This window comes from Candidatus Mycolicibacterium alkanivorans (assembly GCF_022760805.1).
In the GTDB taxonomy this organism is placed as follows: Bacteria; Actinomycetota; Actinomycetes; order Mycobacteriales; family Mycobacteriaceae; genus Mycobacterium; species Mycobacterium alkanivorans.
Genome location: NZ_JAIVFL010000001.1, coordinates 2,202,972 through 2,226,365, shown reverse-complemented (window position 1 = coordinate 2,226,365; position 23,394 = coordinate 2,202,972). Strand labels below are relative to the sequence as shown.

Genomic DNA, 23,394 nt, shown 5'->3' with positions numbered 1-23,394 from the left:
GACCGTCTGCTCGATCGAGATGCCACCCTACCGAGCCGGAAGCGCCGAGCGGTTATGTGGCCTGCAGCGTGAGCGGCGGCCCGGGGTCCGGTGAGAGCGGGACGTTCTCCCGTTGCAGCAGCCAGGCGGCGATGTTGTGGAACAGCGGCGCCGCCGAGTGGCCGGCCGAGCCGTCGGCGTTGCGCTGCGGGTTGTCCATCATGATGCCGACGACGTAGCGGGGATCGTCCGAGGGTGCCAGCCCGGCGAAGGTGATCCAGTAGACGTCGCTGAAGTAGCAGCCACAGGCCGGGTTGATCTGCTGGGCGGTGCCGGTCTTGCCCGCGACCTGATAGCCCTCGACCGAGGCGGCCGGGGCGGTGCCCTGCTGGTAGCCCATCGGGTCGCGCTGGACCACGGCGCGCAGCATGTTGCGCACGGTGCGCGCGGTGTCGGCCGAGACGACGCGGATGCCGGTGGGCCGCGGCTCCTCGGTGGCGGAGCCGTCCGCGGCGATGGTGGCCTTGACGATGCGCGGCGGGATCCGCACCCCGTCGTTGGCGATGGCCTGGTACATGCCGGCCATCTGCAGCAGGGTCATCGAAAGGCCCTGTCCGATCGGCAGGTTGGAGAACGTGCTGCCCGACCACTGATCGATCGGCGGGACCAGGCCCGAGCTCTCGCCGGGCAGGCCGACGCCGGTGCGCTGACCGAGCCCGAACTTGCCGAGCATGTCGTAGTAGCGCTCCGGGCCGACCCGCTGGGCCAGCATCAGGGTGCCGACGTTGGAGGATTTACCGAACACCCCGGTGGTGGTGTAGGGCATCACACCGTGGTCCCACGCGTCGTGGACGTTGACCCCGCCCATGTCGATCGAACCCGGTACCGACAACACCTCGTCGGGGTTGGACAGGCCGTATTCGATCACCGACGAGGCGGTGACGATCTTGTTGACCGAACCGGGCTCGAACGGTGAGGTGACCGAGAGGTTGCCCATCTGCTTGTCGGACTGGCGGCCGATGTCCTGGCTGGGGTCGAAGGTGTCGTCGTTCGACATCGCCAGCACTTCACCGGTCTTGGCGTCCAGCACCACCGCTGAGGCATTCTTGGCCCCGGAGAGGTCCTTGGCCTGCTGCACCTGTTGCTGGACGTAGAACTGGATGTCGTCGTCGAGAGTCAGCTGCACGGTCGAGCCGTCGACCGCGTCGTGCTTGTTGCGATAGCTGCCGGGGATGACGACGCCGTCGGAGCCGCGGTCGTAGGTGATGGAGCCGTCGGTGCCCGACAGCTTGGAGTCCATCGAGTCCTCCAGGCCGAGCAGGCCGTGGCCGTCCCAGTCGATACCGCCGACGATGTTGGCGGCCAGCACCCCGCCCGGGTACTGGCGCAGGTCCTGGCGTTCGGCGCCGACCTCAGGGAACTTCTTGATGATCGCGTCGGCGATGGCGGGGTCGACGGCGCGGGCGAGGTAGACGAAGGTCTCGTTGCTGCGCAGCTTCTTCAGCAGGGTCGCGGCGTCGGGCTTGTCGCCGAGCTTGGCGGAGACCTCGGTGGCGATCTGGGTGAGCCGCTTGTCGGGGTCCGGGGCGGACGGCGACTTCTGCTTGGCCTCGGTCAGCTGCTTGCGGATCTTGGCCGGCTGGAAGGTCAGGGCCCTGGCCTCGATGGTGAAGGCGAGCTTGTCGTAGTTGCGGTCGACGATGCTGCCGCGCACCGCTTTCTCGACGTCGGTGACCTTGAGCTGGCTCGCGGCCTCGGTGCGCAGCCCGGCCGCCTGCGGGACCTGCAGGTTGAACAGCTGCGCTGCCGCCACCAGCAGCGCGAGGAGGATGACGACGTTGCCGGTCCGATGACGGAAGACGAATGATGCTGTGCGCGAGACGGTTTCGACGGGCTCGCGGGTACGTCGCGCCATGGCCGAGTGGCCGGGTCCGGTTTCGGGCTGGCGCTTGCCCTTGGCTTTGGAAACCCGGGTCCGCTCGCCGCGGGTCACTGCGCGGCTCCGGCCACCGGCGGCGCGGGCACGGCGTCGGCCGGGGCCGGGCCGCCGACGGGCACCGGCACCAGGTTCAGACCGGGCGCGAGCGCGGGCCCCGGCAGGGCGGCTTCGGCCGGCGCGTGGTCGGTGGCCGACGGAATGCGCACCGGCACTTCGGTTCCGGCGGCCGGCGGCATCCCGGCCAGCGGGACGGCACCTGGCACCAGCGGGGTCAGGTGAGTCGGAACCTCCGGCGCACTACCGGGCTTGGGGGCCGGCGGCGCGGCAGGTGCCGGCGGGGCGGGCGGCTTGTCGTCGGGCAACTTGGTGTTCAGCGGCGGCGGCGGTGCACCCTCGGCGGGCTTGGGCTTGCCGACGACGATCCAGTTGCCCACGGGGTCCTGAACCAGGTGCGCGGTGTCCTTCGACGGGATCATGCCCAGGTTGCGGGCGGCCTCGGCCAGCGCGGGTGCCGACTCCGCCTCCAGGACGTCGCGCTCGAGGGCTTCCTTCTGCTGGGTCAGCGCGTCGTTGGTCGCGCGGGCATTGCCGAGCTGGTAGGAGCGCTGCGCGGCGGCGGTGGACAGCCAGAGTGTGACACCCAAGCCGACGGCGAGAGCCCCGATGATCAGGACCACGAAGGGCACCTTGGCCGTCAGGGTCTGCGGGCGAAGGTCGATGGTCGCCAGCCGGGCGATCAACCGCTCGCGCAGTGGCGACCGAACGATCTCGGGGGCCTTGGCTTTACGTGCCTTAGCCCGCGCCTTGGCCTGACTGGCGGTCTTGGGCCGGGCGGGGCGTTCGACGGGGCGCGCCGTCGGCGCGGTCTGCGGCCCCTGGCGCAGGCCACGCGGTTCGTGCGGCCGGCGGGCCGACACGCCGTTGCGCTGCCGGGACCCGCGTGCGGCCGCCTCGCCCGTACGCCGCCGGCCGGCGGCGGCCTTGCCCTTCGTGACGTCGCCCTTCTTGACGTCCTTCTTGGTCTTCTCGCGATCCGCGGGATCGGCTGCCTTGCGCCCGACCTTCATCAGTTGTCCCCTCCCCGTCCCGGGTTGCCCAGCTCGGCCCGCTGCACGGCCCGCAGCCGTACCGGCGCGCTGCGGGGATTGCGTTCGATCTCGTCGGCGCCGGCACGTTCGGCGCCCCGAGTGATCGCGATGAATTCCGGCTCGTGGCCGGGCAGTTCGACGGGAAGGCCCGCCGGGGTGCGGGAGGCCGTCGCGGCGGCGAAGGTCGTCTTGACGATGCGGTCCTCCAGCGACTGGTAGGCCATCACCACGATGCGGCCGCCGGGGCGCAGCGCCGACAGCGCGGCGGGCAGTGCGGCGCTCAGCGAGTCCAGTTCGGCGTTGACCGCGATCCGCAGCGCCTGGAAGGTCCGCTTGGCCGGGTGTCCCCCGGTGCGCCGAGCCGGCGCGGGGACCGCTTTGTAGATGATCTCGACCAGCTCGCCGGTCGTGGTCAGCGGCTCGCGCTCACGTCGTTCGACGACCAGCCCGGCGATGCGGTGGGCGAACTTCTCCTCACCAAACCGGCGCAGGATGTCGGTGAGCGCGGCGCGGTCGTAGGTGTTGAGGATCTCGGCCGCCGTCAGCGGGGCCTCCGGATCCATCCGCATGTCCAGCGGAGCGTCCTGCGCATACGAGAAGCCGCGCTCGCGCTGGTCGAGCTGCATGGACGAGACCCCGAGGTCGAACAGCACACCGTCGACCGAAGCCGTCGTCGCGCAACCTGCTTCGGCCAAGGCGTCGGCGAGCCCATCGTACCGGGTCCGGACCAAGGTGATGCGATCGGCGAACGGCGCCAGCCGCTGCGTAGCGCCGGCCAGCGCGTTGGGGTCGCGGTCGAGCCCGATCAGCCGCAGCCCGGGGAAGTCGCCTAGGAAGCGTTCGGCGTGACCGCCCGCACCAAGGGTGGCGTCGACCAGGACGGCACCGGAACCGTCGGCCGCACGGCGGGTCAGCGCCGGGGCGAGGAGATCGACGCAGCGCTGCAGCAGGACGGGAACGTGTCCGTGGTCGGCGGAGTCAACCACGACGGAACCTCCCGGTCGATCTGCGGGTGTCCCTGCACCGAGGTCCCTGCCCGGGGTCGCGAACCTGGCGTTGGGGAAGTACGCCAGGGTCGGTTCGGGCAGAGGCCACGGTGCACGGGCCGGGTCAGATGATGTCGCTGAGCGCTTCATCGCTGGCCGCGGAGAAGTTCTCTTCGTGGGTCTGCTGGTATTCCTGCCAGGCCTGGGCGTCCCAGATCTCGAGGAAATCGACCGCGCCGATCACCACGCAGTCCTTGGAGAGGTTGGCGTAGCGACGGTGGTCGGCGGAAAGGGTGATCCGGCCCTGTGAGTCGGGATGCTGTTCGTCGGTGCCGGCCGCGAGGTTGCGCAGGAACGCACGGGCCTCCGGATTGCTCCGCGAGGTCTGCGCGGCCCGCCGGGCCAGCTGCTCGAACTCCGCCCGCGGGTAGACAGCCAGGCTGTGGTCTTGGCTCTTGGTGACCATCAACCCTCCTGCCAGTGCGTCGCGGAACTTGGCGGGCAGCGTCAGCCGCCCCTTGTCGTCGAGCCTGGGCGTGTAGGTACCGAGAAACATCCCCGCACCTCCTACACCCCGGAGCCTCCTTCACTCCGTTAGCCGCCACAATACCCCACATTCCCCCACTTTGCTCCACCTTCCGGGGGCATTTTGGGGTTTGTCCGCCACCTTCTTCCACTGAAAGCATTTCAGCCCCGGCCAACGGGGTGCTGGAGGCGGTAAAAGCCCTGCTCAGCAGGCAGTGGGGCGATGTGGGGGACGCACAGAAAGATGCCCGCGACCGCGCCGACCCGGAGTGGTCATGGCGCGGCGCGGGTGCGGCGCGGTGCGCGCACCACAAAAAACGGGGCAGCCTGCTGGCTACCCCGTCATCGGTTCCGCTGACTATTCGTCGAAACGGCGCCGGAAGCGGTCCTCCATACGGCTGGTGAACGACCCGCCGGAGCCCTTGACCCGTCGCTGACGCGAAGCCGCCGAACCGAACCCGGGGTGGTCCCGGCCGCCCGGAAGCCGCGGACCGGTGACCGCGAACACCACGCCGCCGAACATCACCAGGAAGCCGAGCACGGACAGGATCGGGAAACTTCCGATCATCGTCGCCTTGAAGGCCACGCCGGCGATCAGCATCGCGAGGCCCACCACGAACAGTCCAGCGCCCTGCAGTCGCCTGCGCGTTGAGGGGCCCCGCAGAGTTCCGCCCCGCACACTGGAGGCGAACTTGGGGTCCTCGGCATAGAGAGCGCTCTCGATCTGATCGAGCATGCGCTGCTCATGATCGGAGAGTGGCATTCGTCCCTCCTTGCCGACACGGCCGGTCTGTTCTGACATGAAACGTGGGTTGCCCAGCATTTACGGGGCCAACAACCAAATGATACGAGGAGAAACAGCGCCGTACCACCAAGTTGGTCCACCCGATTCTACGACGTCAGACCACCGGCACCGGTCGGCCCCCGGGTCGGTGGCGGCCACCCCGATAATGGCGGTGGACCCGTGACCGATCCGCACGCGAAGAAGGGCGCTCAGGCGTTGGCGACTATCCTGATCGATCTGTCGCCCAACGACATGCAGCGCCGCCTGCACGACGCCCTGACCGTGTACGTCGACGCGATGCGCTATCCCCGCGGAACCGAGAGCCAGCGGGCAACGATGTGGCTGGAGCACACCCGCCGCCGCGGCTGGAAGGCGGTGGCGGCGGTCGAAACCGACAGCACCGCCGGCGAGGAACCCACATCCGCACAGCTCGACGCCGCGCCGCTGCTCGGTATCGCCTACGGCTACTGCGGCGCGCCGGACCAGTGGTGGCAGCGGCAGGTCGTCGCCGGCCTACACCGCGCCGGGGTCGCCCCCGACGAGATCAACCAGTTGATGAGCAATTACTTCGAGCTGACCGAACTGCACATCCATCCTCGGGCCCAGGGCCGGGGGCTCGGTGAGGCGCTGGCCCGATGCCTGCTGGCCGGCCGCGGCGAGGCCAAAGTGCTGCTGTCGACCCCGGAGATCATCGGCGAGGCCAACCGGGCATGGCGCCTGTACCGCCGGCTGGGATTCACCGACGTCATCCGCGGATATCACTTCGCCGGCGACCCGCGGGCCTTCGCCATTCTGGGACGCGCCCTGCCGTTGTAGCCTCTGCACGCGCCGCAAACGCAGCCGGTCTGGCACGATACCCCTCGTGCGCGACCGATCCCGCCTTCTGCGCCTGCGCTCGCTGGCGTTGTTGCTGCTGTTGGTGGCGCCACAGGCGGTCGGCTGTGTCCGCGTCCACGCCTCGATCACGGTGTCACCCGACGATCGGGTGTCCGGTCAGATCGTGGCGGCCGCGAAGGGTCGCGACGACAAGGACCAGGGACCGCAGTTCGACCTCAACGTCCCGTTCAGCCAGAAGGTCGCCGTCTCCGAGTACGACTCGGACGGTTACGTTGGCTCCGAAGCGGTGTTCTCCGATCTGAGCTTCGCCGAGGTGCCGCAGCTGGCCAACCTCAACCGCGACGCCACCGGGGTGGACATCTCGCTTCGCCGGGCGGGCAACCTGGTGATCCTGGAGGGCCGCACCGACCTGACCAACGTCAACGATCCCGACGCCGACGTGCAGCTGACGGTGGCCTTCCCCGGCGAAGTCACCTCCACCAACGGCGACCGGATCGACAGCGAGGTCGTGGAATGGAAGCTCAAGCCCGGTGTGGTGTCCACGCTGAGCGCGCAGGCGCGGGTCACCGACCCGAGCACACGGTCGTTCACCACTGCGGCGCTGTGGCTGGGGCTTGCCGCGCTGGTGGTCGCCGGGATCATCGGGACGCTGGCCTACCGGACTCGCGACCGCTCGCCGCGGTTCGCCACCGCTGATCAGGCCGACGACTAGGCCGCTAAGTGGGGACGGCCATTCCCAGATTCGCCAGCACCTCACTGGTCGCCCGCGCGAAGTTCAGCGTGCAGAAGTGCAGGCACGGCGCGCCTTCTGCGATCAGCCGCTCACTCATCCGGGTGGCCAGTTCGATACCGATCTTGCGGACCTCGTCGCGGTTCTCCTGCGGCCCCGTCCCGGCGGCCGCGGTCAGCCGCTCGAGTAGACCGGCCGGGATCTGCGAACCGGAGAGCTCGACCTGGCGGCGCACGGTGCGCACCGACGTGATCGGCATCAGGCCGGGGATGATCGGCTTGGCGCCCTGTTCGGCATCGGCGGCGACGATCCGGTCACGCAGCCGCAGGTAGTCCTCGACGTCGAAGAACATCTGGGTGATCGAATACTCCGCACCGGCACGCAGCTTGGCGACCAGGTTGGCGGTGTCCCGGTCCAGACCACCCGCGCGCGGGTGGCCCTCCGGGAACGACGCCACGCCCACCCGGAAATCGCCGAGCTCGCGGATCAGTTCGACCAGTTCGACGGCGTACTCCAGGCCCTCGGGGTGCTTGACCCACTCGTTGTGCACGCCGCCCTGCGGGTCACCGCGCAGTGCCAGCAAATTGGTGATACCGCGGTCGGCGAACGCGCCGACCAGCGCGCGCAACTCCCCCACCCGGTGCCCCACCGCGGTCAAGTGCGCGACCGGCAGCAGGGTGGTCTCCTCCGCCAGCTGCCCCACGACTCGGATGGTCCGGTCACGGGTGGACCCGCCCGCGCCGTAGGTCACCGACACGAACGCCGGGGAGATCGGTTCGAAGGACCGCGCCGCCCGCCACAGCCGCGCCTCGGCATCCTCGTCGCGGGGCGGATAGAACTCGACGGAAAACGGCACCCGGTCCCGGCCGATCTCACGGATTCGGTCGACCACCGAGACGGGTGTGCCTGGTGTACCTGTGCTCGACACCTCGACAGCATAGTGGCCGCCCGGCGGCCCGGCTGACCCTCGGTAGGGCAAAACCGCTGCCAGGCTCTACTCTGGTTGGACTTACCGGCACACAGAAAGGGGCGTGCGCTGAGCGTCGAAGCAACGGCTCCGTCAGGCGTCGAGCTGGCCGACGCCGTCACCGATCAACTGCGTGTCTACCTGGCCGGCCGCCGCGCGCAGGCAGCCTACATCGGCGTCGACTACGACGGACTGATCGCCGCCCTGGAGGATTTCGTCCTGCGCGGCGGCAAACGCGTGCGTCCCGCGTTCGCCTACTGGGGCTACCGCGCGGTGACCGCCGACCCCGGCGCCCGGGTCGACGCCGACGCCCTGCTGCTGTTCTCGGCCTTGGAACTGCTGCACGCCTGCGCATTGGTCCACGACGACGTCATCGACAATTCCGCGACCCGGCGCGGAATGCCCACCGCACACGTGCATTTCACCGAGCTGCACCGCCGCCGCGGCTGGACCGGCTCCCCCGACCAGTTCGGCCGCTCGGCGGCAATCCTGCTGGGCGATCTGTCGCTGGCGTGGGCCGACGACATCGTCACGACCGTCGATCTGCCCCGCGCGGCGCTGCTGCGGGTGCAGCGCGTCTGGTCGGACATCCGCACCGAGGTGCTCGGCGGGCAGTACCTCGACATCGTGGCCGAATCCAGCGGCTCGGAGTCGATCGCCTCGGCGATGAACGTCAACGCCTACAAGACGGCGTCCTACACGATCTCTCGCCCACTGCAGTTCGGCGCCGCTGCCGCGGCCGACCGGCCTGACGTGCAGCAGCTGTTCCACGAGCTGGGCACCGACCTCGGTGTCGCGTTCCAGCTCCGCGACGACGTCCTCGGCGTTTTCGGCGACCCCGCGGTCACCGGCAAGCCCTCCGGCGACGATCTGCGCTCGGGCAAGCGGACTGTGCTGCTGGCGGAAGCCCTCGAGCGCGCCGACAGTTCCGACCCGGCGGCCGCGACCCTGCTGCGCCGCGGCATCGGCACCGAACTGACCGACGCACAGGTGCGCGAGCTGTGCCGGGTGATCGAGTCGGTGGGCGCGCTGGCCGCGGTGGAGGAACACATCGAGATACTCACCCGTCGGGGGCTGGCGATGCTGGAGAGCGCGCCGATCAACGCCCCGGCCAAGGCCGGGCTGACCGAGCTCGCCAGATTGGCCGCCAACCGGTCGGCCTAGACCTATGTCCAGCACCGCACCGACGACACCGACTCCGGCCCCGACGGGCCTGGCCAGGCTGACCGCATTCGCTTCCGGCAACGACGGCAGGCCCGCGCTGCTGGGCTTCCTCGGTGCGGTGCTGATCACGCTCGGCGGTCTGGGTGCGGGCAGCACCCGGCAGCACGACCCGCTGTTGGAGTCTCTGCACCTGTCCTGGCTGCGGTTCGGCCACGGCCTGGTGGTGTCGTCGGTCCTGCTGTGGGGCGGTGTGGTTCTGATGCTGCTGGCCTGGCTGTGGGTGGGCCGCAGGGTGATCCGGCACGGCACCGGCGCCAGCGAGTGGGCGATGATCGCCACCACCGGTTTCTGGCTTGCGCCACTGCTGTTGAGCGTTCCGCTGTTCAGCCGCGACACCTACTCCTATCTCGCGCAGGGGGCGCTGCTGCGCGACGGCTTCGACCCCTACGCCGTCGGGCCGATCGAGAACCAGAACTCGTTGCTGGACAACGTGAGTCCGATATGGACCACCACCACCGCGCCGTACGGCCCGGCGTTCATCCTGGTGGCCAAGTTCGTCACGATGCTCGTCGGCAACCATGTGGTGGCCGGCACCATGCTGCTGCGGCTGTGCATGCTGCCCGGCCTGGCGCTGCTGATCTGGGCCGCCCCGCGGGTGACCCGCCACGTCGGCGCCAACGGCGGTGTGGCGCTGTGGATCTGCGTGCTCAACCCGCTGGTGATCATCCACCTGATGGGCGGTGTGCACAACGAGATGCTGATGGTCGGCATGATGATGGCCGGCATCGCGCTGACGTTCGCACGCCGTCACCTCGCCGGTACCGCGCTGATCGCCGTGGCGGTCGCGGTGAAGGCGACCGCGGTACTGGCGCTGCCTTTCATGGTGTGGGTATGGATGCGCCATCTGCGCGAGGACAAGAACCAGTCGACCGTACGCGCTTTCCTCACCGCGTCGGCGGCATCGGTGGCGACGTTCATCGCGGTGTTCGTGGTCCTGTCCGGCCTCGCCGGTGTCGGACTGGGCTGGCTGACGGCTCTGGCCGGCTCGGTGAAGATCATCAACTGGCTGACGGTTCCCACCGCCGTCGCCAACCTCACCAACGCGATCGGCGGCCTGCTGTTCCCGGTGAACTTCTACGCGGTGCTGCAGGTGACCCGCATCGTCGGCATCGGCGTCATCGCGGTCTCGCTTCCGTTGCTGTGGTGGCGATTTCGGCACGACGACCGGCAGGCGCTGACCGGGATCGCCTGGGCGATGCTCGTTGTGGTGCTGTTCGTCCCGGCGGCCCTGCCCTGGTACTACACCTGGCCGCTGGCCGTGGTGTCGGCGCTGGCGCAGTCGCGGCCGACGATCGCACTGATCGCCGGGTTCTCCACCTGGATCATGGTCATCTTCAAACCGGACGGTTCACACGGCATGTACTCGTGGATCCACGTTCTGCTGGCCACGGTGTGTGCGGTGGCGGCGTGGTATTCGCTGTACCGCACCGAGGACCCGTCGGAGCCCGATCAGTACGCCATCGCCTGAGCCCGCCGGACGATCTCGCGCGCCTGGTGGGCGTGCAGCGCATCGACGGGGCGGGCGTCGCTGGTCGGCTCGCGCACCCCGTCGCGGGTCAGTGTCAGCGACGGGTCGGCGGTGAACAGCCAGCGCAGGATTTCGGTGTCGCGAAATCCCCCGTCGCGCAGCACCGCCAGCAGGCCCGACAGCGACTTGACCACCTGCCCGCCGTCGGTGAAGAAGATCTTCGGGATCATCGGCACACCGTTGCGCCGGACTGCGAGCAGATGACCTTCGCGCAACTGCTGGTGCACCTTGGTCACCGGCATATGCAGCAACTCGGCCACTTTCGGCAGGTCGTAGAGGGGCTCATCGGGATCGAGAACGTCGTCACCGGCGGGAATGGTGCTCACGCGGCCAGTCTAGGGCCGCGGACGCTAGGACACGCGCCGACTGCGAGGAATCTGGACGTCAAGCCTCGCCACGTACCATGTGGCGGTGACGTCCGACCCACTCGACGGCGTGTTGCTGGACGGTCGGTACCGCGTCGAGGCCAAGATCGCCGTCGGCGGGATGTCGACAGTCTATCGCGGTCTCGACATCCGTCTGGACCGCCCGGTGGCGCTGAAGGTGATGGACGCCAGGTACGCCAACGACAGCCAGTTCCTCACCCGGTTCCAGCGCGAGGCCCGAGCGGTCGCGCGACTGAAGGACCACGGTCTGGTGGCGGTGTACGACCAGGGCCTTGATGCCGCTCACCCGTTCCTGGTGATGGAGCTGGTCGAGGGTGGCACGCTGCGCGAGCTGCTGCGCGAGCGCGGTCCCATGCCGCCGCACGCCGCCGCGGCGGTGCTACGCCCGGTGCTCGGCGGGCTGGCGGTAGCGCACCGGGCGGGCCTGGTGCACCGCGACATCAAGCCCGAGAACGTCCTGATCTCCGACGAGGGTGAGGTCAAGCTGGCCGACTTCGGCCTGGTGCGCGCCGTTGCCGAGGCCGGGATCACGTCCACCAGCGTCATCCTCGGCACCGCCGCCTACCTGTCCCCCGAGCAGGTCAGCAGCGGAACCGCCGACCCGCGCAGCGACGTCTATGCCGTCGGCGTTCTCACCTACGAATTGATCACGGGCGCAACGCCGTTCAGTGGCGACAACCCGCTCGCGGTGGCCTACCTGCGGATGGACCACGACGTGCCGCCGCCCAGTTCGGCGATCAGCGGCGTGCCCCCGCCGTTCGACGAGTTCGTCGCCCGGTCCACCGCCCGCGATCCGGACGAGCGCTACGCCGATGCCGGCGAGATGGCCGAGGATCTCGACGCGATCGCCGCCGAACTCGCACTGCCGAAGTTCCGCGTGCCCGCACCGCAGCACTCCGCCCAGCACGCCGCCGCGACGGCGTACCACAGCCGGCTCGCCGAGGTGCCGACCATCGGTCAGCCGGTCAAGAACCCGACGCGCCAGCTCGTCCGCACGCCTGAGGACTTTCAGCCCGCGCCGGAGCCGGTGGCCGACGAGGACGAATACCAGGGAGTACCAAGGCAATTCGCCGGTATCGACATCAACGACTTCGCCTGGGCGCGCCAGCGAGCCCGCCGCGCCGTGGTGTCCTGGGTGCTGGCCGTGCTGATCCTGACTGGCCTGGTGGCTGCCGGCGCGTGGACGCTCGGGACCAATCTGCAGGGCCTCATCGGCCAGTAACCCGTCGCCGGGTACGCGAAAAGCTCAGTCGCGCAGCATCTCCGCTACCAGGAACGCCAACTCGAGGCTCTGTTGGGTGTTCAGCCGCGGGTCGCACGCCGTCTCGTAGCGGCCGGCCAGATCGGTGTCGGAGATGTCCTGCGCACCGCCGAGGCACTCGGTGACGTTCTCACCGGTGATCTCGACGTGGATGCCGCCCGGGTGCGTGCCCAGCGCGCGGTGCACTTCGAAGAAGCCCTGCACCTCGTCGACAATGCGGTCGAAGTGACGGGTCTTGTAGCCCGTCGAGGACTCGTGGGTGTTGCCGTGCATCGGGTCGCACTGCCAGATGACCTGGTGACCCGAAGCCTGCACCTTCTCGATGATCGGCGGCAGCACGTCCCGCACCTTGTGGTTGCCCATCCGGCTGACGAGGGTCAGCCGACCCGGCTGGTTGGTGGGATCGAGCCGCTCGACGTACTCAACCGCCAGCTCGGGCGAGGTGGTCGGACCGATCTTCACCCCGATCGGGTTCGCAATCACCTCGGCGAACGCCACATGCGCGCCGTCGAGCTGGCGGGTGCGCTCCCCGATCCAGACGTAGTGCGCCGAAAGGTCGTAAAGCTTCGGACCGCCCTGGGCTTCGCTGTCCAGGCGCAGCATCGCTCGCTCGTAGTCGAGCACCAGCGCCTCGTGGCTGGCGTAGATGTCAGCGGTGTCCAGGTTGCGGTCGTTGACCCCGCAGGCGCTCATGAACCTCAGGCCGCGGTCGATCTCGCCGGCGAGCTGCTCGTAGCGGGCGCCGGCCGGAGAGGTGCGGACGAACTCGCGGTTCCAGTCGTGCACCAGGTGCAGGGAGGCCAGCCCCGACGAGGTCAGCGCCCGCACCAGGTTCATCGCCGCACTGGCGTTGGCGTAGGCGCGGACCAGGCGCGACGGGTCGTGGTCGCGCACGGCGGCGTCCGGGGCGAAACCGTTGACCATGTCGCCCCGGTAGGACTTCAGGCCCAGGGCGTCGGTGTCCGACGAGCGCGGCTTGGCGTACTGGCCGGCGATGCGGGCGACCTTGACCACCGGCAGGCTGGCCCCGTAGGTCAGCACCACCGCCATCTGCAGAAGGGTGCGGATGTTGGCGCGGATGTGCGGCTCGGTGTTGTCGGCGAACGTCTCGGCACAGTCGCCGCCCTGCAGCAGGAATGCCTCGCCGCGGGCCACCGCGGCGAGCTGGCCGGACAGCTTCTCGATCTCGGAGGCCACGGTCACCGGCGGGACGCTCTCCAGGACCGTTCGCATCGCCTGGGCCTGCTCGGCGTCCCAGCTGGGCTGCTGGGCGGCCGGCTTGGCCAGCGCGGCGTCCAGACGCGCGCGCAGGTCCGCCGGCAACGGCGGCAGCGACGGCAGCTGCTCGATCGGTACGTCAACGGTCCAGTTCACCCGTCCATGGTAACCGCGCAAGATCGTGCTCTCGACCACACTCGGGCCCCGCCCCAGGCGGTGCTACCTGCGGGAAGTACTGTCGCCGGGCACCGGCCCGCTGTCGATGCCGGTGGTCATCAGCACGAAGCGGCGCATGTTGTGCCGGGCGTCGACGAGTGCGTCATGGGTGTCGTGCGGCCGCGGTGGCATCCGGGGACAGCCCCGGTCCTCCCAGAACTGCCGCAGTTCACGGGTGAACCGCGGGATCTGGGGCGGCAGGCTGGTCATCGGTCCCCACAGCTGGCAGAGCACGACGTGGTCGTAGGCCGCGACCCAGGCCCACAGCTCGATGGGCTCGTCACCGTCGATGTCGAAGAACTCTTCGAGGCCCTCCCGGATCTGGCGGCGGGACTGCCAGAGCCGCGAGGACGGCGACGGCAGCTTGGGCAGCACGTTGGTGCGGACCCACGGGCCGGCGGACTCGGGGTCGAACTCGGTGGAGATCGCGTAGAACTCGCGGCCGTCCTCGGCGACCACACCGATCGAGATGAGGTCGATGACGCGCCCGTTGTCGATGAATTCCGTGTCGTAGAAGTACCGCACCGGCCGCACCCTATCCTGCGTAATCCGCCGCCACCTGCGGCTTGGCGTCGAGGCTGGCCGGTGGCGCGGGGGCGGCGTGGATTTCGCGGTCCAGTTCGGCGTCCACCTCGGAGTCGGCCGGGAAGCTGGGCTCGCCGGCGATGATGTGCTGCAGCCACAGCTTGGCCTGGACCACCGGGCGGCGCAGATAGCGCTCGCGCTCCAGCGCCCGGTGCATTTTGCGGGGCTTGTCCTGGTAGTGCCAGCGCGCCCAGGGGGCGTGCGGCCGCGACAGCCGGATCGCTCCGATGAACAGCAGCGGGGTGATGAACATGCCGATCAGCCCGGTCCAGACCTTGCCCTTGAGCAGGACGACCACCGCCAGCGCCAGCGTCAGCACGGCCATGATCACCACCGTGGTGCGGGCCAGCACCGAGTTGTCGTCCCGCCAGATGCCGATGTCGAAGAACGACAACGGGTTGAAGCCCAGGATCAGCAGTCCGGCCACGGCCACCGCGGCGAACACGGCATCCACCGATGCGCGGCCGTCCTCGGCCCAGTACACGTCCTCCAGGTGCAGGATGAGGGCGAACTCGTCGAGCAGCAGGGCGGCGCCGATACCGAAAACGATTGCGGCGGCGGTGAATTCACCCACACCGCCGTCGACGGCCAGGGTGACCATGGTGACACCGGAAATCATCACCAGCACGACGCCGATGACGACGTGGTGGATGTGCAGGCCGCCGTGGCCGGAGATGTTGCGCGGCTGCCACCACTTGCGGGGCCCGGTCCCGTCGGCGTTGCGGCGGATGTAGCGCACGATGGTCCGCGTCACCAAGAACGTGACGATGAACGCGATCAGGCACCACATCAGCGGGATCCGCCCGGGGGCGACGACGTCGACGTGCACGGTGAGGGGCACGGGGAGTGAACTTACGCCCCGCCGCTGCGAGGCGATATTTCGCGTGGCCTCACCGCGCCCCGATAGTCTGGTCTGCGACATGAGTACGTGGCAGCCGCCCGAAACGGGCAGCGTGTTCGGGCGGGCCGTGGCTTCTCCCAGGCTGAAGCCGTGGCTGACGGCCTGTTGGCGGGCGATGCAGCTGCTGATCGTCGCGGGCATGGTCTACGCGGTCTGGACGCTGTTCGGGCACATCCCCTACCGCATCGACATTGACGTCTACCGGATGGGCGGGCAGGCCTGGCTGCACGACCGGCCGCTGTACGCCGGCGACGTGACCTTCCACACTCGCATCGGGCTCGACCTGCCGTTCACCTATCCCCCGCTGGCGGCGGTCCTGTTCAGCCCGTTCGCCTGGCTGGGGCTCAATGCGGCCAGCGTGGTCATCACAGTGATGACCCTGGTGCTGCTGTTGCTGTCCACCTGGATCGTGCTCACCCGCCTCTACCTGTGGCAGGACTCGGCGCTGACCCGCGAGCCGGCCTGGCTGCGCCGGTGCTGGTTGGCCGCGGGCATCGTGGCACTGGCCGTGGTGCACCTGGAGCCGATCGCCGCCAACTTCGCCTTCGGCCAGATCAACGTCGTGCTGATGACCCTGGTGATCGCCGATTGCGTCCCGCGCGGCACACCGTGGCCGCGCGGGCTGCTGCTCGGTGTGGCGATCGCGCTGAAGCTGACCCCGGCGGTGTTCCTGCTCTACTTCGTGCTGCGCCGGGACGGCCGTGCCGCGTTGACCGCGTTCGGCACCTTCGTCGGGGCCAGCCTGCTCGGGTTCGTGCTGGCATGGCGCGATTCTGTCGAGTACTGGACCACGACGGTGCGGCACACCGACAGAATCGGCAGTGCCGCGCTGAACACCAACCAGAACATCGCCGGCTCCCTGGCGCGCCTGGGCCTGGGCCAGAGCACCCATTTCGTGCTGTGGACGCTGGCCTGCTTCGCCGTATTGGGCCTGACCATCTGGGCGGTACGCCGGGTGCTGGCAGCCGGCGAGCCGACGCTCGGGCTGATGTGCGTTGCGCTGTTGGGACTAATGGTCTCGCCGGTGTCGTGGTCACACCACTGGGTATGGGCGCTGCCGACCGTCGTCGTGACAACGGTGCTGACCTACCGGCGGCGAAACGTAGCGCTGGGCGCGGTGACGGCGGCCGGGGTGGCGTTGATGGTCTGGATTCCGCTTGAGTTGCTGCCCAAGCACCACGAGGAGACGGCGTCGTGGTGGCGCCAGCTGCTCGGGATGTCCTACGTGTGGTGGGCGCTGGCCGTGCTGGTCGTGGCCGGCCTGACCGTGACGCGCCCGGTGGTCACCCGGCGGCCGTCTCAGGGATCCGCGCCGGTGGCTGACCTGGTGCATCGGCCGTAGCGTCGGCCTTGCCTTCCTTGAGGCCTTCCTTGACCGCCGCGGCGTAAATGTCGACGTACTCCTGACCGGAGAGCTTCATCAGCTCGTAGATCACCTCGTCGATGACGGCCCGCTCGATGAAGCGGTTGCCGGCCAGGCCGTCGAAGCGCGAGAAGTCCATCGGCTTGCCGAACCGCACGGTCACCCGGCCGAAGTGCCACATCTTGGATCCCGGCGGGTTGACCACGTCGGTTCCGATCATCGCGACCGGAATCACCGGGACGCCGGTCGCCAGCGCCAGCCGCGCCAGCCCGGTCTTGCCCTTGTAGAGCCGGCCGTCGGGTGAGCGGGTGCCCTCCGGGTACATACCCAGCAGCTTGCCGTTCTCGAGCAGGCGCTTGGCGGTGTCCAGCGCGTTCCGGGCGGCGTCGGCGTCGGTGCGGTCGATCGGCACCTGCCCGGCCGCGGTGTAGAACCAGCGGGTGAACCAGCCCTTGAGGCCGGTTCCGGTGAAGTACTCCTGCTTGGCCAGGAAGGTGATCCGGCGGCGCACCACCAGCGGCAAGTAGAAGCTGTCCGCGACCGCCAGATGATTGCTCGCCAGGATCACCGGGCCGGAGTCCGGAACATATTCCAGCCCTTCGACTTTCGGCCTACCGAGCAACGACAGCAACGGTCCCATGAAGATGTACTTGAACAGCCAATACCACATGGAGCCTCCCGATCGGGCGCGCGCTTTGCGCCAACTCTACCCAGCCGGTGGTGGGCCGACCACAGGTCGGTTGGGGTTCACACCGGATCAGCAGTCGCCGGGGCCGCTCACTCCTCGACGGTGATCGGTATGCGTTGGTAGCGGCCCTGCGTGGGTGGCGGGCTGTCCGGCCCGTCATCGTCAGGTGCCGGCGGGCCGTCGGAGCCCGACTGCGACGTGTTGTCGCCGGCCATCGACCGGACCAGCATCAGCAGCGCCACGCTGTGCTGGGCGATGACGGTCAGCAACGGGTGTTGCTCACCGTTGACCAGCGCCGCCAGCGCGCAGACCGGGCACCACGCCTGCTGGCATTTCCCCGGGCCGCTGCCCGCCCCGGAAGCCATCGCGGCGGCGGCGCGCACCGCCGGGTCCAGCCGGTCGAGGATCGCCTGGGCCAGGGCACGCAGTTCGGGCCCGATCTCGGAGTGCGGTCCGGTCACGCGGGCCACACCTCGGGGTCGGGTCTGAATCGCACGGTCAGTTCGCTGCCGCGCAGTGCGGCGTCGGCGACGATGCATCGGCGCAGAACCGATGCCAGCCGCACGCGGCGCCGCATCCCTGCGACACCGATGATCAGGTCGTCACCGACGCGGCCCAGCGTCAACGTGCCCGAGTCGATCTGTGGCAACTCTAGCCGCATGCGATAGACGGCATCGAGCCCCGAACCGGATTCCCGATCGACGATCGGCCGCAGCGGCCCGGGCGGCGGCGAGCCGTCGCGCCGCCGCGCACTGTCCAGGAGCTCGCCCAGCGCCTTCGGCCCGATCGGCTCGCCGGCCAGATGCGGGACGAGCACCAACTGGACGTCGCCGATCGTGCCGGTGAGCTCGCCGAGCACCGACTGCTGTTCGGAGATGCGCTCGGCATACCAGTCGAACGCCGGATGGTCCGGCAGATTGCGGTACTCGTACGAATCGTCTTCGAGCAGAACCTGGTTGACGATCAGCTCGGCGACCCGCACGCCCATCAGCGCCAGCGAACCCATGGTGCGGACGGCCTCGGCGGCGACCACCCGTTCGGCGGTGAGCACCAGATGCGCGCTGACCCGCTCGGCGTCGGTCAGCCACGCCGAGAGTCCCTCGACGCGCGCGCTGATCGACTCGACCACCGCCACCGTCGCCGCTGCGCGGACATCCTCGACCGCCGAGCTGAGCCTGCGGTGCCGCGGCCACGCCCGCTCCAGGTACATGGCGAACGCGGCCGGCAGGGTCAGCATCCGCATGGCATCGGCGGTCGACGCGCAGTCGACCACCACGTAGTCCCAGCGCCCGGATGCGGCCAGTGCGGCCACCTCGGCCAGACCGAGTACTTCCTGGATACCGGGCACTGCCGAAAGTTCTTCGGGCGCAACGTTGGTCAGGTCCGAGTCGGGGAAGCGCGCCACCAGCACCGGTGCGACGTCACGCCAGCGCGCTTCCAGCAGGGCCAGGGTGTCCAGGGCCAGCGCGTCGAGGTATCCGCCGGCGCTGTCGTCGGTCTCCTGCTCGGTCAGGATCCGGACCGGCTCACCACTCCCGGTTGGGGGTACCGGCACGCCCAGGACGTCACCCAGCGAGTGCGCCTGGTCGGTGGAGACGGCCAGCACCCGGTCGCCGTCCAGTGCCGTGCGCACCGCGGTCGCCGACGCCAGGGTGGACTTGCCCACCCCGCCCTTGCCGACGAAGAAGCTGATCCGGGCCCAGGCATCGGAGCCCGCATCGGCAGCGGGTGCGTCATCGGGCTTCACTCAGCCCTCGACCCTTTTCTTCAGGTCCTTGAGCGCGGTGTCGGTCAGTCTGCGTTCGGCCTTGCGCTTGAGCAGGCCGATCATCGGGATCATCAGATCCACCGACAACTCGTAGGTGACGTCGGTGCCAGATCCCTTGGGCTGCAACATGTATGCACCATCGAGTGTCTTGAGAAGCGAGCTGGAGACCAGCGACCAGCGCACCGATTTGCGGTCGGCCGGCCATTCGTACCTCAGCACCATCGTGTCCTTGAGCACCGCGGCGTCCAGCAGCAGCCTCGCGGTGAGCGGGTAGCCCTGCTTGTCGGATTCGAGAACCTCGGTCTCCTGGTATTCCGACACCCACTCCGGGTATGAACCGATGTCGGCGATGACGTCCATCACCGTGCGCGGATCTGCGTCGATGTAGATGGTCTGCGCCGTTTTGTCAGCCACTTTTGCCAACCCTCCTTGGCCACAAACGGTACCCTCCCCGCCCGGGGTGTGACCTCATATCACCTGCCGGGTGCGACCCCCACCGGGCGGGTGGCCTCCAGCGTGGCCTTGACCTCGAAGGCCATCCGCTTGCCGGCGACGCGGCGCTGATGGGTCAGCTTGGCCAGGTTCATCTTGGCCAGTTGCCAGGCAGCTACGCCGGTCGGCTCGGCGTGCAGGAAATAGTGCAGCAGCACCCCGTCGAGCACCGGCTCCAGCCAGATCTCCATGGTGCCGGTCAGCGGCCCGCTCACCGTCCAGCGCACACCCTTCTCGACCCGGTCCTCCACGACCTCCAGCCGTAGATCGGGCCACCACCGCCGCCAGCTCGCCGGGAGCGTGACAGCGCGGCCGACCGCGGCGGGATCGGCAGCGACGAAGGTCTCGTCGGCGATCTGGACGCTGTGCATCTCACCAGCTTCACATATGCCTGTCCGCAGCCTGTCCCGGCCCGGCGGGTGAAGGCCGTCACAGCCGGTTGGCGCGATTTGACTAGGCTGAGTGCATCAAGCCCGATCCACAAGGGGTTCATGTGCGCGAGTACAGCGTTCCGGCGCCGTTCACCATCGGTGAGCACGACAACGTCGTCAGGTCGGTCTTCGACCACGAGCGCGACGACCCCGACTATCCGATCCTGCAGCGGCTGGTCGACGGTGCCTGGACCGATGTGACGTGCGCGGAGGCCGCGGCCCAGGTCCGCACCGCGGCGCTGGGATTGATCGCCGAGGGCGTGCGGGCCGGCGATCGGGTGGCGATCCTGTCGGCGACGCGCTACGAGTGGGTGATCCTCGACTACGCGATCCTGTCGGTCGGCGCGGTCACCGTACCGATCTACGAGACGTCCTCGGCCGAACAGGTCCGTTGGGTGCTGGAGGACTCCGGTGCGGTGCTGGCGTTCACCGAGACCGAGGCGCACGCCCAGATGGTCGCTGAACTGCACGCCGAGCTGCCCGCCCTGCGTAAGACGTTCCGTATCGAGGCCTCCGGTCCGGCGGCGCTCGACGAGCTGGCCGAGGCGGCTGCCGACGCCGACGCCGCCGAGCTGGGCCGCCGCCTGGACGGCCTGCGCTCCAGTGACCCGGCGACGCTGATCTACACCTCGGGCACCACCGGCCGGCCCAAGGGTGTCCAGCTGACGCATTCGAATCTGTTGTATGAAACCCGCGGCGCCGCAACGTGTTTCCCCACCCTACTTCGCCAGCACGAGCGGCTGCTGGTGTTCCTGCCGCTGGCGCACGTGCTGGCCCGGGCGCTGTCCATGACGGCGTTCGCCAACAAGGTGACGCTGGGCTACACCAGCGACATCAAGCACCTGGCGCCGGTGTTGGGGGTGTTCAAGCCGACGATCGTGGTCTCGGTGCCGCGGGTGTTCGAAAAGGTGTACAACACAGCGGAGTTGAACGCCCGGGACAGCGGCCGGGGCAAGATCTTCGAGCTGGCCGCCAAGACGGCGATCGCCTACAGCGAGGCCCTTGATACTGGCGAACCGAATCTGATGCTCAAGCTCGGGCACGCGGTGTTCGACCGGCTGGTGTACGGCAAGCTGCGCGCCGCGCTCGGGGGCGACTGTCGCGCCGCGATCTCCGGCGGGGCGCCGCTGGGCAAGCGCCTGGGCCACTTCTACCGCGGCGTTGGCCTGTCCATCTACGAGGGTTACGGCCTGACCGAGACCAGTTCGGCGATCACCGTGAACCGCATCGGCGAACTCAAGGTCGGCACCGTGGGCAAGCTGGTGCCGGGCAACAGCTTGAAGGTCGCCGCGGATGGCGAGCTCCTGGTCAAGGGCGGCGTGGTGTTCAGCGGCTACTGGCACAACGAGAAGGCCACCGCGGAGGCGATCGTCGACGGCTGGTTCCGCACCGGCGACCTGGCCAGCGTCGACTCCGAAGGCTTCGTGTCGATCACCGGCCGCAAGAAGGAGATCATCGTGACCGCCGGGGGCAAGAACGTCGCCCCCGCCGTGCTCGAGGACGCCCTGCGGGCCCACCCGCTGATCAGCCAGGCGATGGCCGTCGGCGACAACCAACCGTTCATCGGCGCGCTGATCGCCATCGACCCGGAGGCGTTCGACGGCTGGAAGCAGCACCACAGCAAGGCACCCGAGGCCTCGGTGGGTGACCTGCGCGAGGATACCGACCTGGTCGCCGAGATCGAACTGGCCGTCAAGGACGCCAATCAGCATGTCTCCCATGCCGAGTCGATCCGCAAGTTCCGGATTCTGCCCTGTGACTTCACCGTGCTGACCGGCGAGCTGACCCCCACCCTGAAGGTCAAGCGCAACGTGGTGGCACAGAAGTTCGCCGAGGAGATCGAGGCGATCTACACCCGATGAACACACCAAAGCGCGTTACCGCGGTTGCCGCTGTCACCGGGGTGTCGGCCGCACTCGCATTGTGGTCGGCCGCTATCGCCGCGGCCGATCCCTACGCCGGGATGACCTACGCCGACGCCGCGCGGGCGATCGGCGGCGGCGGGATGACCGCGGTCGTCGCCTCCCGCAGTGGCAGCGGTCTGCCGCAGGACCAGTGCATCGTCGCCCGGTCACAGAACTCGCCGCTGCATGACAAGCCGAAGGTGCTGCTGTACCTGAACTGCAATGCGGCGGTGGCCGGCGCCGGCGTCGCGGGCAACTCCGCGGGCAGCCCTGAAGGCCAGGCGGCCATCGAGCAGCAGAAGGGCTACGAGTGGAAGAGCACCTCAGAAGCCGGTGCGCAGTGGTGTGCGGAGAACATCAATGCGCATCCGGACTGGAGCGCGTCGGCGTTCTCGGGCTGCCCGGGCGTCTCCGGCTGAGCGGCTAGCCCCAATGCCGCTCAGTTAAGGTCATGGGTCGGTTTCACAGACCAGTTCGGCCAGCCGTGTGGTCTGAGTGCGCCAGGACCAGTCGCGGCTGATCCAGTCGCGCCCGGCCGCGCCCATCCGCGCCGCCAGTGTGGGGTCGGCGAGGATCGAGCCGATCGCCTCGACGATCTGGTCGTGCGACCGGCCGTCGACCAGGCGCCCGGTCGCGCCGTCGCGCACCGTCTCCGGCGCACCGCCGGATCGGCCGGCCACCACCGGAACCCCGCTAGCCGATGCCTCCAGGAAGACGATGCCTAGCCCTTCCACGTCCAGGCCGTAACCCCTTGTGCGGCAAGGCATTGCGAAGACGTCACCCATCGCGTGGTGGGCCGGTAGCTCGGCACTGGACACTCCCCCGGTGAACACCACGTGCTCGCTGACGCCGACCTCGCGGGCCAGCCGATGCAGATTCTCGGCATGGGGACCACCGCCTACGATCACCAGTGCGGCGCCGTCGACCCGCCGCTGGATGTCGGGCAGCGCTTTGATGAGCATGTCCTGGCCTTTGCGCGGGACCAGCCGTGACACGCAGACCACGGTCGGGCGCTGGCCCAGGCCGTAGCGGGTGCGCAGCTCCGCGCGGGCCGCGGCGTCGGGACGGAAGCGTTCGACGTCCACGCCGGGCGGCAGGTGCTCCAGGTGCGCCGTGGGCCCGAACGCGGAGGCGAACCGGCCGCGGGTGTAGTGGCTGACGAAGGTGACGACGTCGGTGGTGTCCCCGATCCGGCGCAGCGCGGAGCGCGCGACCGGAAGCATCGACCAGCCCACCTCGTGCCCGTGTGTGCTGGCCACGACCCGGCGTGCACCGGCGTGGCGGGCGCGGGTGGCCAGCAGTGCCAGTGGGGCGGCAGCGCCGAACCACACGGTTTCGATGTCGTCCTCGGCGATCAGCGCCCGCATCCGACGCTCCACGCCGGGCTCGGGCAGCATCAGCGTGCCGGGATGGCGCACGATGCGGTAATCCGCGGCGCGGTCGTAGTCCTGGCAGCCCTTCCACCGCGGGGCGTAGACAGTCACCCGGTGATCGCCGGTGTCGGCGAGCCGGCCGACGAATTGCTCCAAGTAGGACTGGATGCCGCCGGGGCGCGGCGGAAAGTCGTTGGTGACCAGCAGGACCCGCGTCATCG

At 69.2% G+C, this 23,394-nt stretch carries 24 protein-coding genes; 8 read left to right on the top strand and 16 right to left on the bottom strand.

The window, feature by feature from the left end:
* Positions 1-52: 52 nt before the first annotated feature.
* From K9U37_RS11155 to K9U37_RS11135, 5 genes are all read right to left on the bottom strand, one after another.
* Complete coding sequence (locus K9U37_RS11155) at positions 53-1,972, bottom strand: peptidoglycan D,D-transpeptidase FtsI family protein (protein ID WP_243071744.1); 1,920 nt, start codon at positions 1,970-1,972, stop codon at positions 53-55.
* Positions 1,969-2,985 (bottom strand): cell division protein FtsL, encoded by a 1,017-nt coding sequence (ftsL, locus tag K9U37_RS11150; protein WP_243071743.1) that lies wholly within the window; start codon positions 2,983-2,985, stop codon positions 1,969-1,971. Before ftsL ends, K9U37_RS11155 begins: the two co-directional genes overlap by 4 nt.
* Positions 2,985-4,142: a 16S rRNA (cytosine(1402)-N(4))-methyltransferase RsmH gene (rsmH, locus tag K9U37_RS11145; RefSeq protein WP_243071742.1), complete on the bottom strand. Its 1,158-nt coding sequence runs from the start codon at positions 4,140-4,142 to the stop codon at positions 2,985-2,987. Before rsmH ends, ftsL begins: the two co-directional genes overlap by 1 nt.
* Positions 4,117-4,548, bottom strand: coding sequence for a division/cell wall cluster transcriptional repressor MraZ (gene mraZ / locus K9U37_RS11140; protein WP_243071741.1), 432 nt, complete (start codon positions 4,546-4,548; stop codon positions 4,117-4,119). Before mraZ ends, rsmH begins: the two co-directional genes overlap by 26 nt.
* A gap of 327 nt (positions 4,549-4,875) precedes the next feature.
* Positions 4,876-5,280 (bottom strand): SCO2097 family morphological protein, encoded by a 405-nt coding sequence (locus K9U37_RS11135; protein ID WP_243071740.1) that lies wholly within the window; start codon positions 5,278-5,280, stop codon positions 4,876-4,878.
* Positions 5,281-5,517: 237 nt separating this feature from the next.
* Here K9U37_RS11135 and K9U37_RS11130 point away from each other — a divergent pair, with 237 nt between their 5' ends.
* Entirely contained in the window at positions 5,518-6,117 is a 600-nt protein-coding gene (locus K9U37_RS11130) for a GNAT family N-acetyltransferase (RefSeq protein ID WP_243073331.1), read from the top strand.
* Between the two features lie 46 nt (positions 6,118-6,163).
* Positions 6,164-6,850, top strand: a complete 687-nt coding sequence (locus K9U37_RS11125) for an LppM family (lipo)protein (RefSeq protein WP_243071739.1) — start codon at positions 6,164-6,166, stop codon at positions 6,848-6,850.
* 4 nt (positions 6,851-6,854) lie between these two features.
* Here the strand turns inward: K9U37_RS11125 and metF are convergent, their stop codons facing one another.
* A complete protein-coding gene (gene metF, locus K9U37_RS11120; RefSeq protein WP_372489499.1) occupies positions 6,855-7,796 on the bottom strand; it encodes a methylenetetrahydrofolate reductase [NAD(P)H] in 942 nt (313 codons plus the stop codon).
* Positions 7,797-7,940: 144 nt separating this feature from the next.
* Here metF and idsA2 point away from each other — a divergent pair, with 144 nt between their 5' ends.
* A complete protein-coding gene (gene idsA2 / locus K9U37_RS11115) occupies positions 7,941-8,999 on the top strand; it encodes a bifunctional (2E,6E)-farnesyl/geranyl diphosphate synthase (RefSeq protein WP_243073329.1) in 1,059 nt (352 codons plus the stop codon).
* A 4-nt stretch (positions 9,000-9,003) separates the two neighbouring features.
* A complete protein-coding gene (locus K9U37_RS11110; protein ID WP_243071738.1) occupies positions 9,004-10,527 on the top strand; it encodes an alpha-(1->6)-mannopyranosyltransferase A in 1,524 nt (507 codons plus the stop codon).
* On the opposite strand, the gene K9U37_RS11105 is transcribed toward K9U37_RS11110, so the two are convergent.
* On the bottom strand, positions 10,509-10,913 hold the full coding sequence (locus K9U37_RS11105; RefSeq protein WP_243071737.1) for an Rv2175c family DNA-binding protein: 405 nt from the start codon (positions 10,911-10,913) through the stop codon (positions 10,509-10,511). The genes K9U37_RS11110 and K9U37_RS11105 overlap by 19 nt on opposite strands.
* A 160-nt stretch (positions 10,914-11,073) precedes the next feature.
* Here K9U37_RS11105 and K9U37_RS11100 point away from each other — a divergent pair, with 160 nt between their 5' ends.
* The gene (locus tag K9U37_RS11100) at positions 11,074-12,195 is read left to right on the top strand and encodes a protein kinase domain-containing protein (protein WP_243073328.1); all 1,122 of its coding nucleotides are present in this window, start codon (positions 11,074-11,076) and stop codon (positions 12,193-12,195) included.
* Positions 12,196-12,219: 24 nt separating this feature from the next.
* On the opposite strand, the gene K9U37_RS11095 is transcribed toward K9U37_RS11100, so the two are convergent.
* From K9U37_RS11095 to K9U37_RS11085, 3 genes are all read right to left on the bottom strand, one after another.
* On the bottom strand, positions 12,220-13,608 hold the full coding sequence (locus K9U37_RS11095) for a class II 3-deoxy-7-phosphoheptulonate synthase (protein ID WP_243071736.1): 1,389 nt from the start codon (positions 13,606-13,608) through the stop codon (positions 12,220-12,222).
* Between the two features lie 63 nt (positions 13,609-13,671).
* Entirely contained in the window at positions 13,672-14,193 is a 522-nt protein-coding gene (locus K9U37_RS11090) for a polyadenylate-specific 3'-exoribonuclease AS (RefSeq protein ID WP_243071735.1), read from the bottom strand.
* A 10-nt stretch (positions 14,194-14,203) separates the two neighbouring features.
* A complete protein-coding gene (locus tag K9U37_RS11085; RefSeq protein ID WP_252394499.1) occupies positions 14,204-15,043 on the bottom strand; it encodes a hypothetical protein in 840 nt (279 codons plus the stop codon).
* A 130-nt stretch (positions 15,044-15,173) separates the two neighbouring features.
* Between K9U37_RS11085 and K9U37_RS11080 the strand changes: the two genes are divergently transcribed.
* A complete protein-coding gene (locus K9U37_RS11080; protein ID WP_243071733.1) occupies positions 15,174-16,496 on the top strand; it encodes a glycosyltransferase 87 family protein in 1,323 nt (440 codons plus the stop codon).
* Here the strand turns inward: K9U37_RS11080 and K9U37_RS11075 are convergent.
* From K9U37_RS11075 to K9U37_RS11055, 5 genes are all read right to left on the bottom strand, one after another.
* A complete protein-coding gene (locus tag K9U37_RS11075) occupies positions 16,438-17,187 on the bottom strand; it encodes a lysophospholipid acyltransferase family protein (protein WP_243071732.1) in 750 nt (249 codons plus the stop codon). The genes K9U37_RS11080 and K9U37_RS11075 overlap by 59 nt on opposite strands.
* Before the next feature lie 107 nt (positions 17,188-17,294).
* The gene (locus K9U37_RS11070) at positions 17,295-17,666 is read right to left on the bottom strand and encodes a hypothetical protein (protein ID WP_243071731.1); all 372 of its coding nucleotides are present in this window, start codon (positions 17,664-17,666) and stop codon (positions 17,295-17,297) included.
* Positions 17,663-18,952, bottom strand: coding sequence for an ArsA family ATPase (locus K9U37_RS11065; RefSeq protein ID WP_243071730.1), 1,290 nt, complete (start codon positions 18,950-18,952; stop codon positions 17,663-17,665). Before K9U37_RS11065 ends, K9U37_RS11070 begins: the two co-directional genes overlap by 4 nt.
* Positions 18,953-19,387: an SRPBCC family protein gene (locus tag K9U37_RS11060; RefSeq protein WP_243071729.1), complete on the bottom strand. Its 435-nt coding sequence runs from the start codon at positions 19,385-19,387 to the stop codon at positions 18,953-18,955.
* Positions 19,388-19,446: 59 nt separating this feature from the next.
* A complete protein-coding gene (locus tag K9U37_RS11055; protein WP_243071728.1) occupies positions 19,447-19,836 on the bottom strand; it encodes a polyketide cyclase / dehydrase and lipid transport in 390 nt (129 codons plus the stop codon).
* 122 nt (positions 19,837-19,958) lie between these two features.
* Here K9U37_RS11055 and K9U37_RS11050 point away from each other — a divergent pair, with 122 nt between their 5' ends.
* Both K9U37_RS11050 and K9U37_RS11045 read left to right on the top strand, forming a co-directional pair.
* Positions 19,959-21,758, top strand: coding sequence for an AMP-dependent synthetase/ligase (locus K9U37_RS11050; protein ID WP_243071727.1), 1,800 nt, complete (start codon positions 19,959-19,961; stop codon positions 21,756-21,758).
* Positions 21,755-22,219, top strand: a complete 465-nt coding sequence (locus K9U37_RS11045) for a hypothetical protein (protein ID WP_243071726.1) — start codon at positions 21,755-21,757, stop codon at positions 22,217-22,219. Before K9U37_RS11050 ends, K9U37_RS11045 begins: the two co-directional genes overlap by 4 nt.
* 30 nt (positions 22,220-22,249) lie before the next feature.
* Here K9U37_RS11045 and K9U37_RS11040 read toward each other — a convergent pair whose 3' ends face one another.
* Entirely contained in the window at positions 22,250-23,392 is a 1,143-nt protein-coding gene (locus K9U37_RS11040) for a glycosyltransferase family 4 protein (RefSeq protein WP_243071725.1), read from the bottom strand.
* Positions 23,393-23,394 lie beyond the last annotated feature (2 nt).

Excerpts from the sequence above, each read along its gene's own strand:
- K9U37_RS11100 (WP_243073328.1), top strand. The coding sequence starts at position 11,074 with ATGTCGACAGTCTATCGCGGTCTCGACATCCGTCTGGACCGCCCGGTG.
- K9U37_RS11080 (WP_243071733.1), top strand. The coding sequence starts at position 15,174 with ATGAGTACGTGGCAGCCGCCCGAAACGGGCAGCGTGTTCGGGCGGGCC.
- K9U37_RS11085 (WP_252394499.1), bottom strand. The coding sequence starts at position 15,043 with ATGTGGTGCCTGATCGCGTTCATCGTCACGTTCTTGGTGACGCGGACC.
- ftsL (WP_243071743.1), bottom strand. The coding sequence starts at position 2,985 with ATGAAGGTCGGGCGCAAGGCAGCCGATCCCGCGGATCGCGAGAAGACC.
- K9U37_RS11040 (WP_243071725.1), bottom strand. The coding sequence starts at position 23,392 with ATGACGCGGGTCCTGCTGGTCACCAACGACTTTCCGCCGCGCCCCGGC.
- K9U37_RS11055 (WP_243071728.1), bottom strand. The coding sequence starts at position 19,836 with ATGCACAGCGTCCAGATCGCCGACGAGACCTTCGTCGCTGCCGATCCC.
- rsmH (WP_243071742.1), bottom strand. The coding sequence starts at position 4,142 with ATGAAGCGCTCAGCGACATCATCTGACCCGGCCCGTGCACCGTGGCCT.
- K9U37_RS11135 (WP_243071740.1), bottom strand. The coding sequence starts at position 5,280 with ATGCCACTCTCCGATCATGAGCAGCGCATGCTCGATCAGATCGAGAGC.
- K9U37_RS11045 (WP_243071726.1), top strand. The coding sequence starts at position 21,755 with ATGAACACACCAAAGCGCGTTACCGCGGTTGCCGCTGTCACCGGGGTG.
- K9U37_RS11075 (WP_243071732.1), bottom strand. The coding sequence starts at position 17,187 with ATGTGGTATTGGCTGTTCAAGTACATCTTCATGGGACCGTTGCTGTCG.
- K9U37_RS11110 (WP_243071738.1), top strand. The coding sequence starts at position 9,004 with ATGTCCAGCACCGCACCGACGACACCGACTCCGGCCCCGACGGGCCTG.
- mraZ (WP_243071741.1), bottom strand. The coding sequence starts at position 4,548 with ATGTTTCTCGGTACCTACACGCCCAGGCTCGACGACAAGGGGCGGCTG.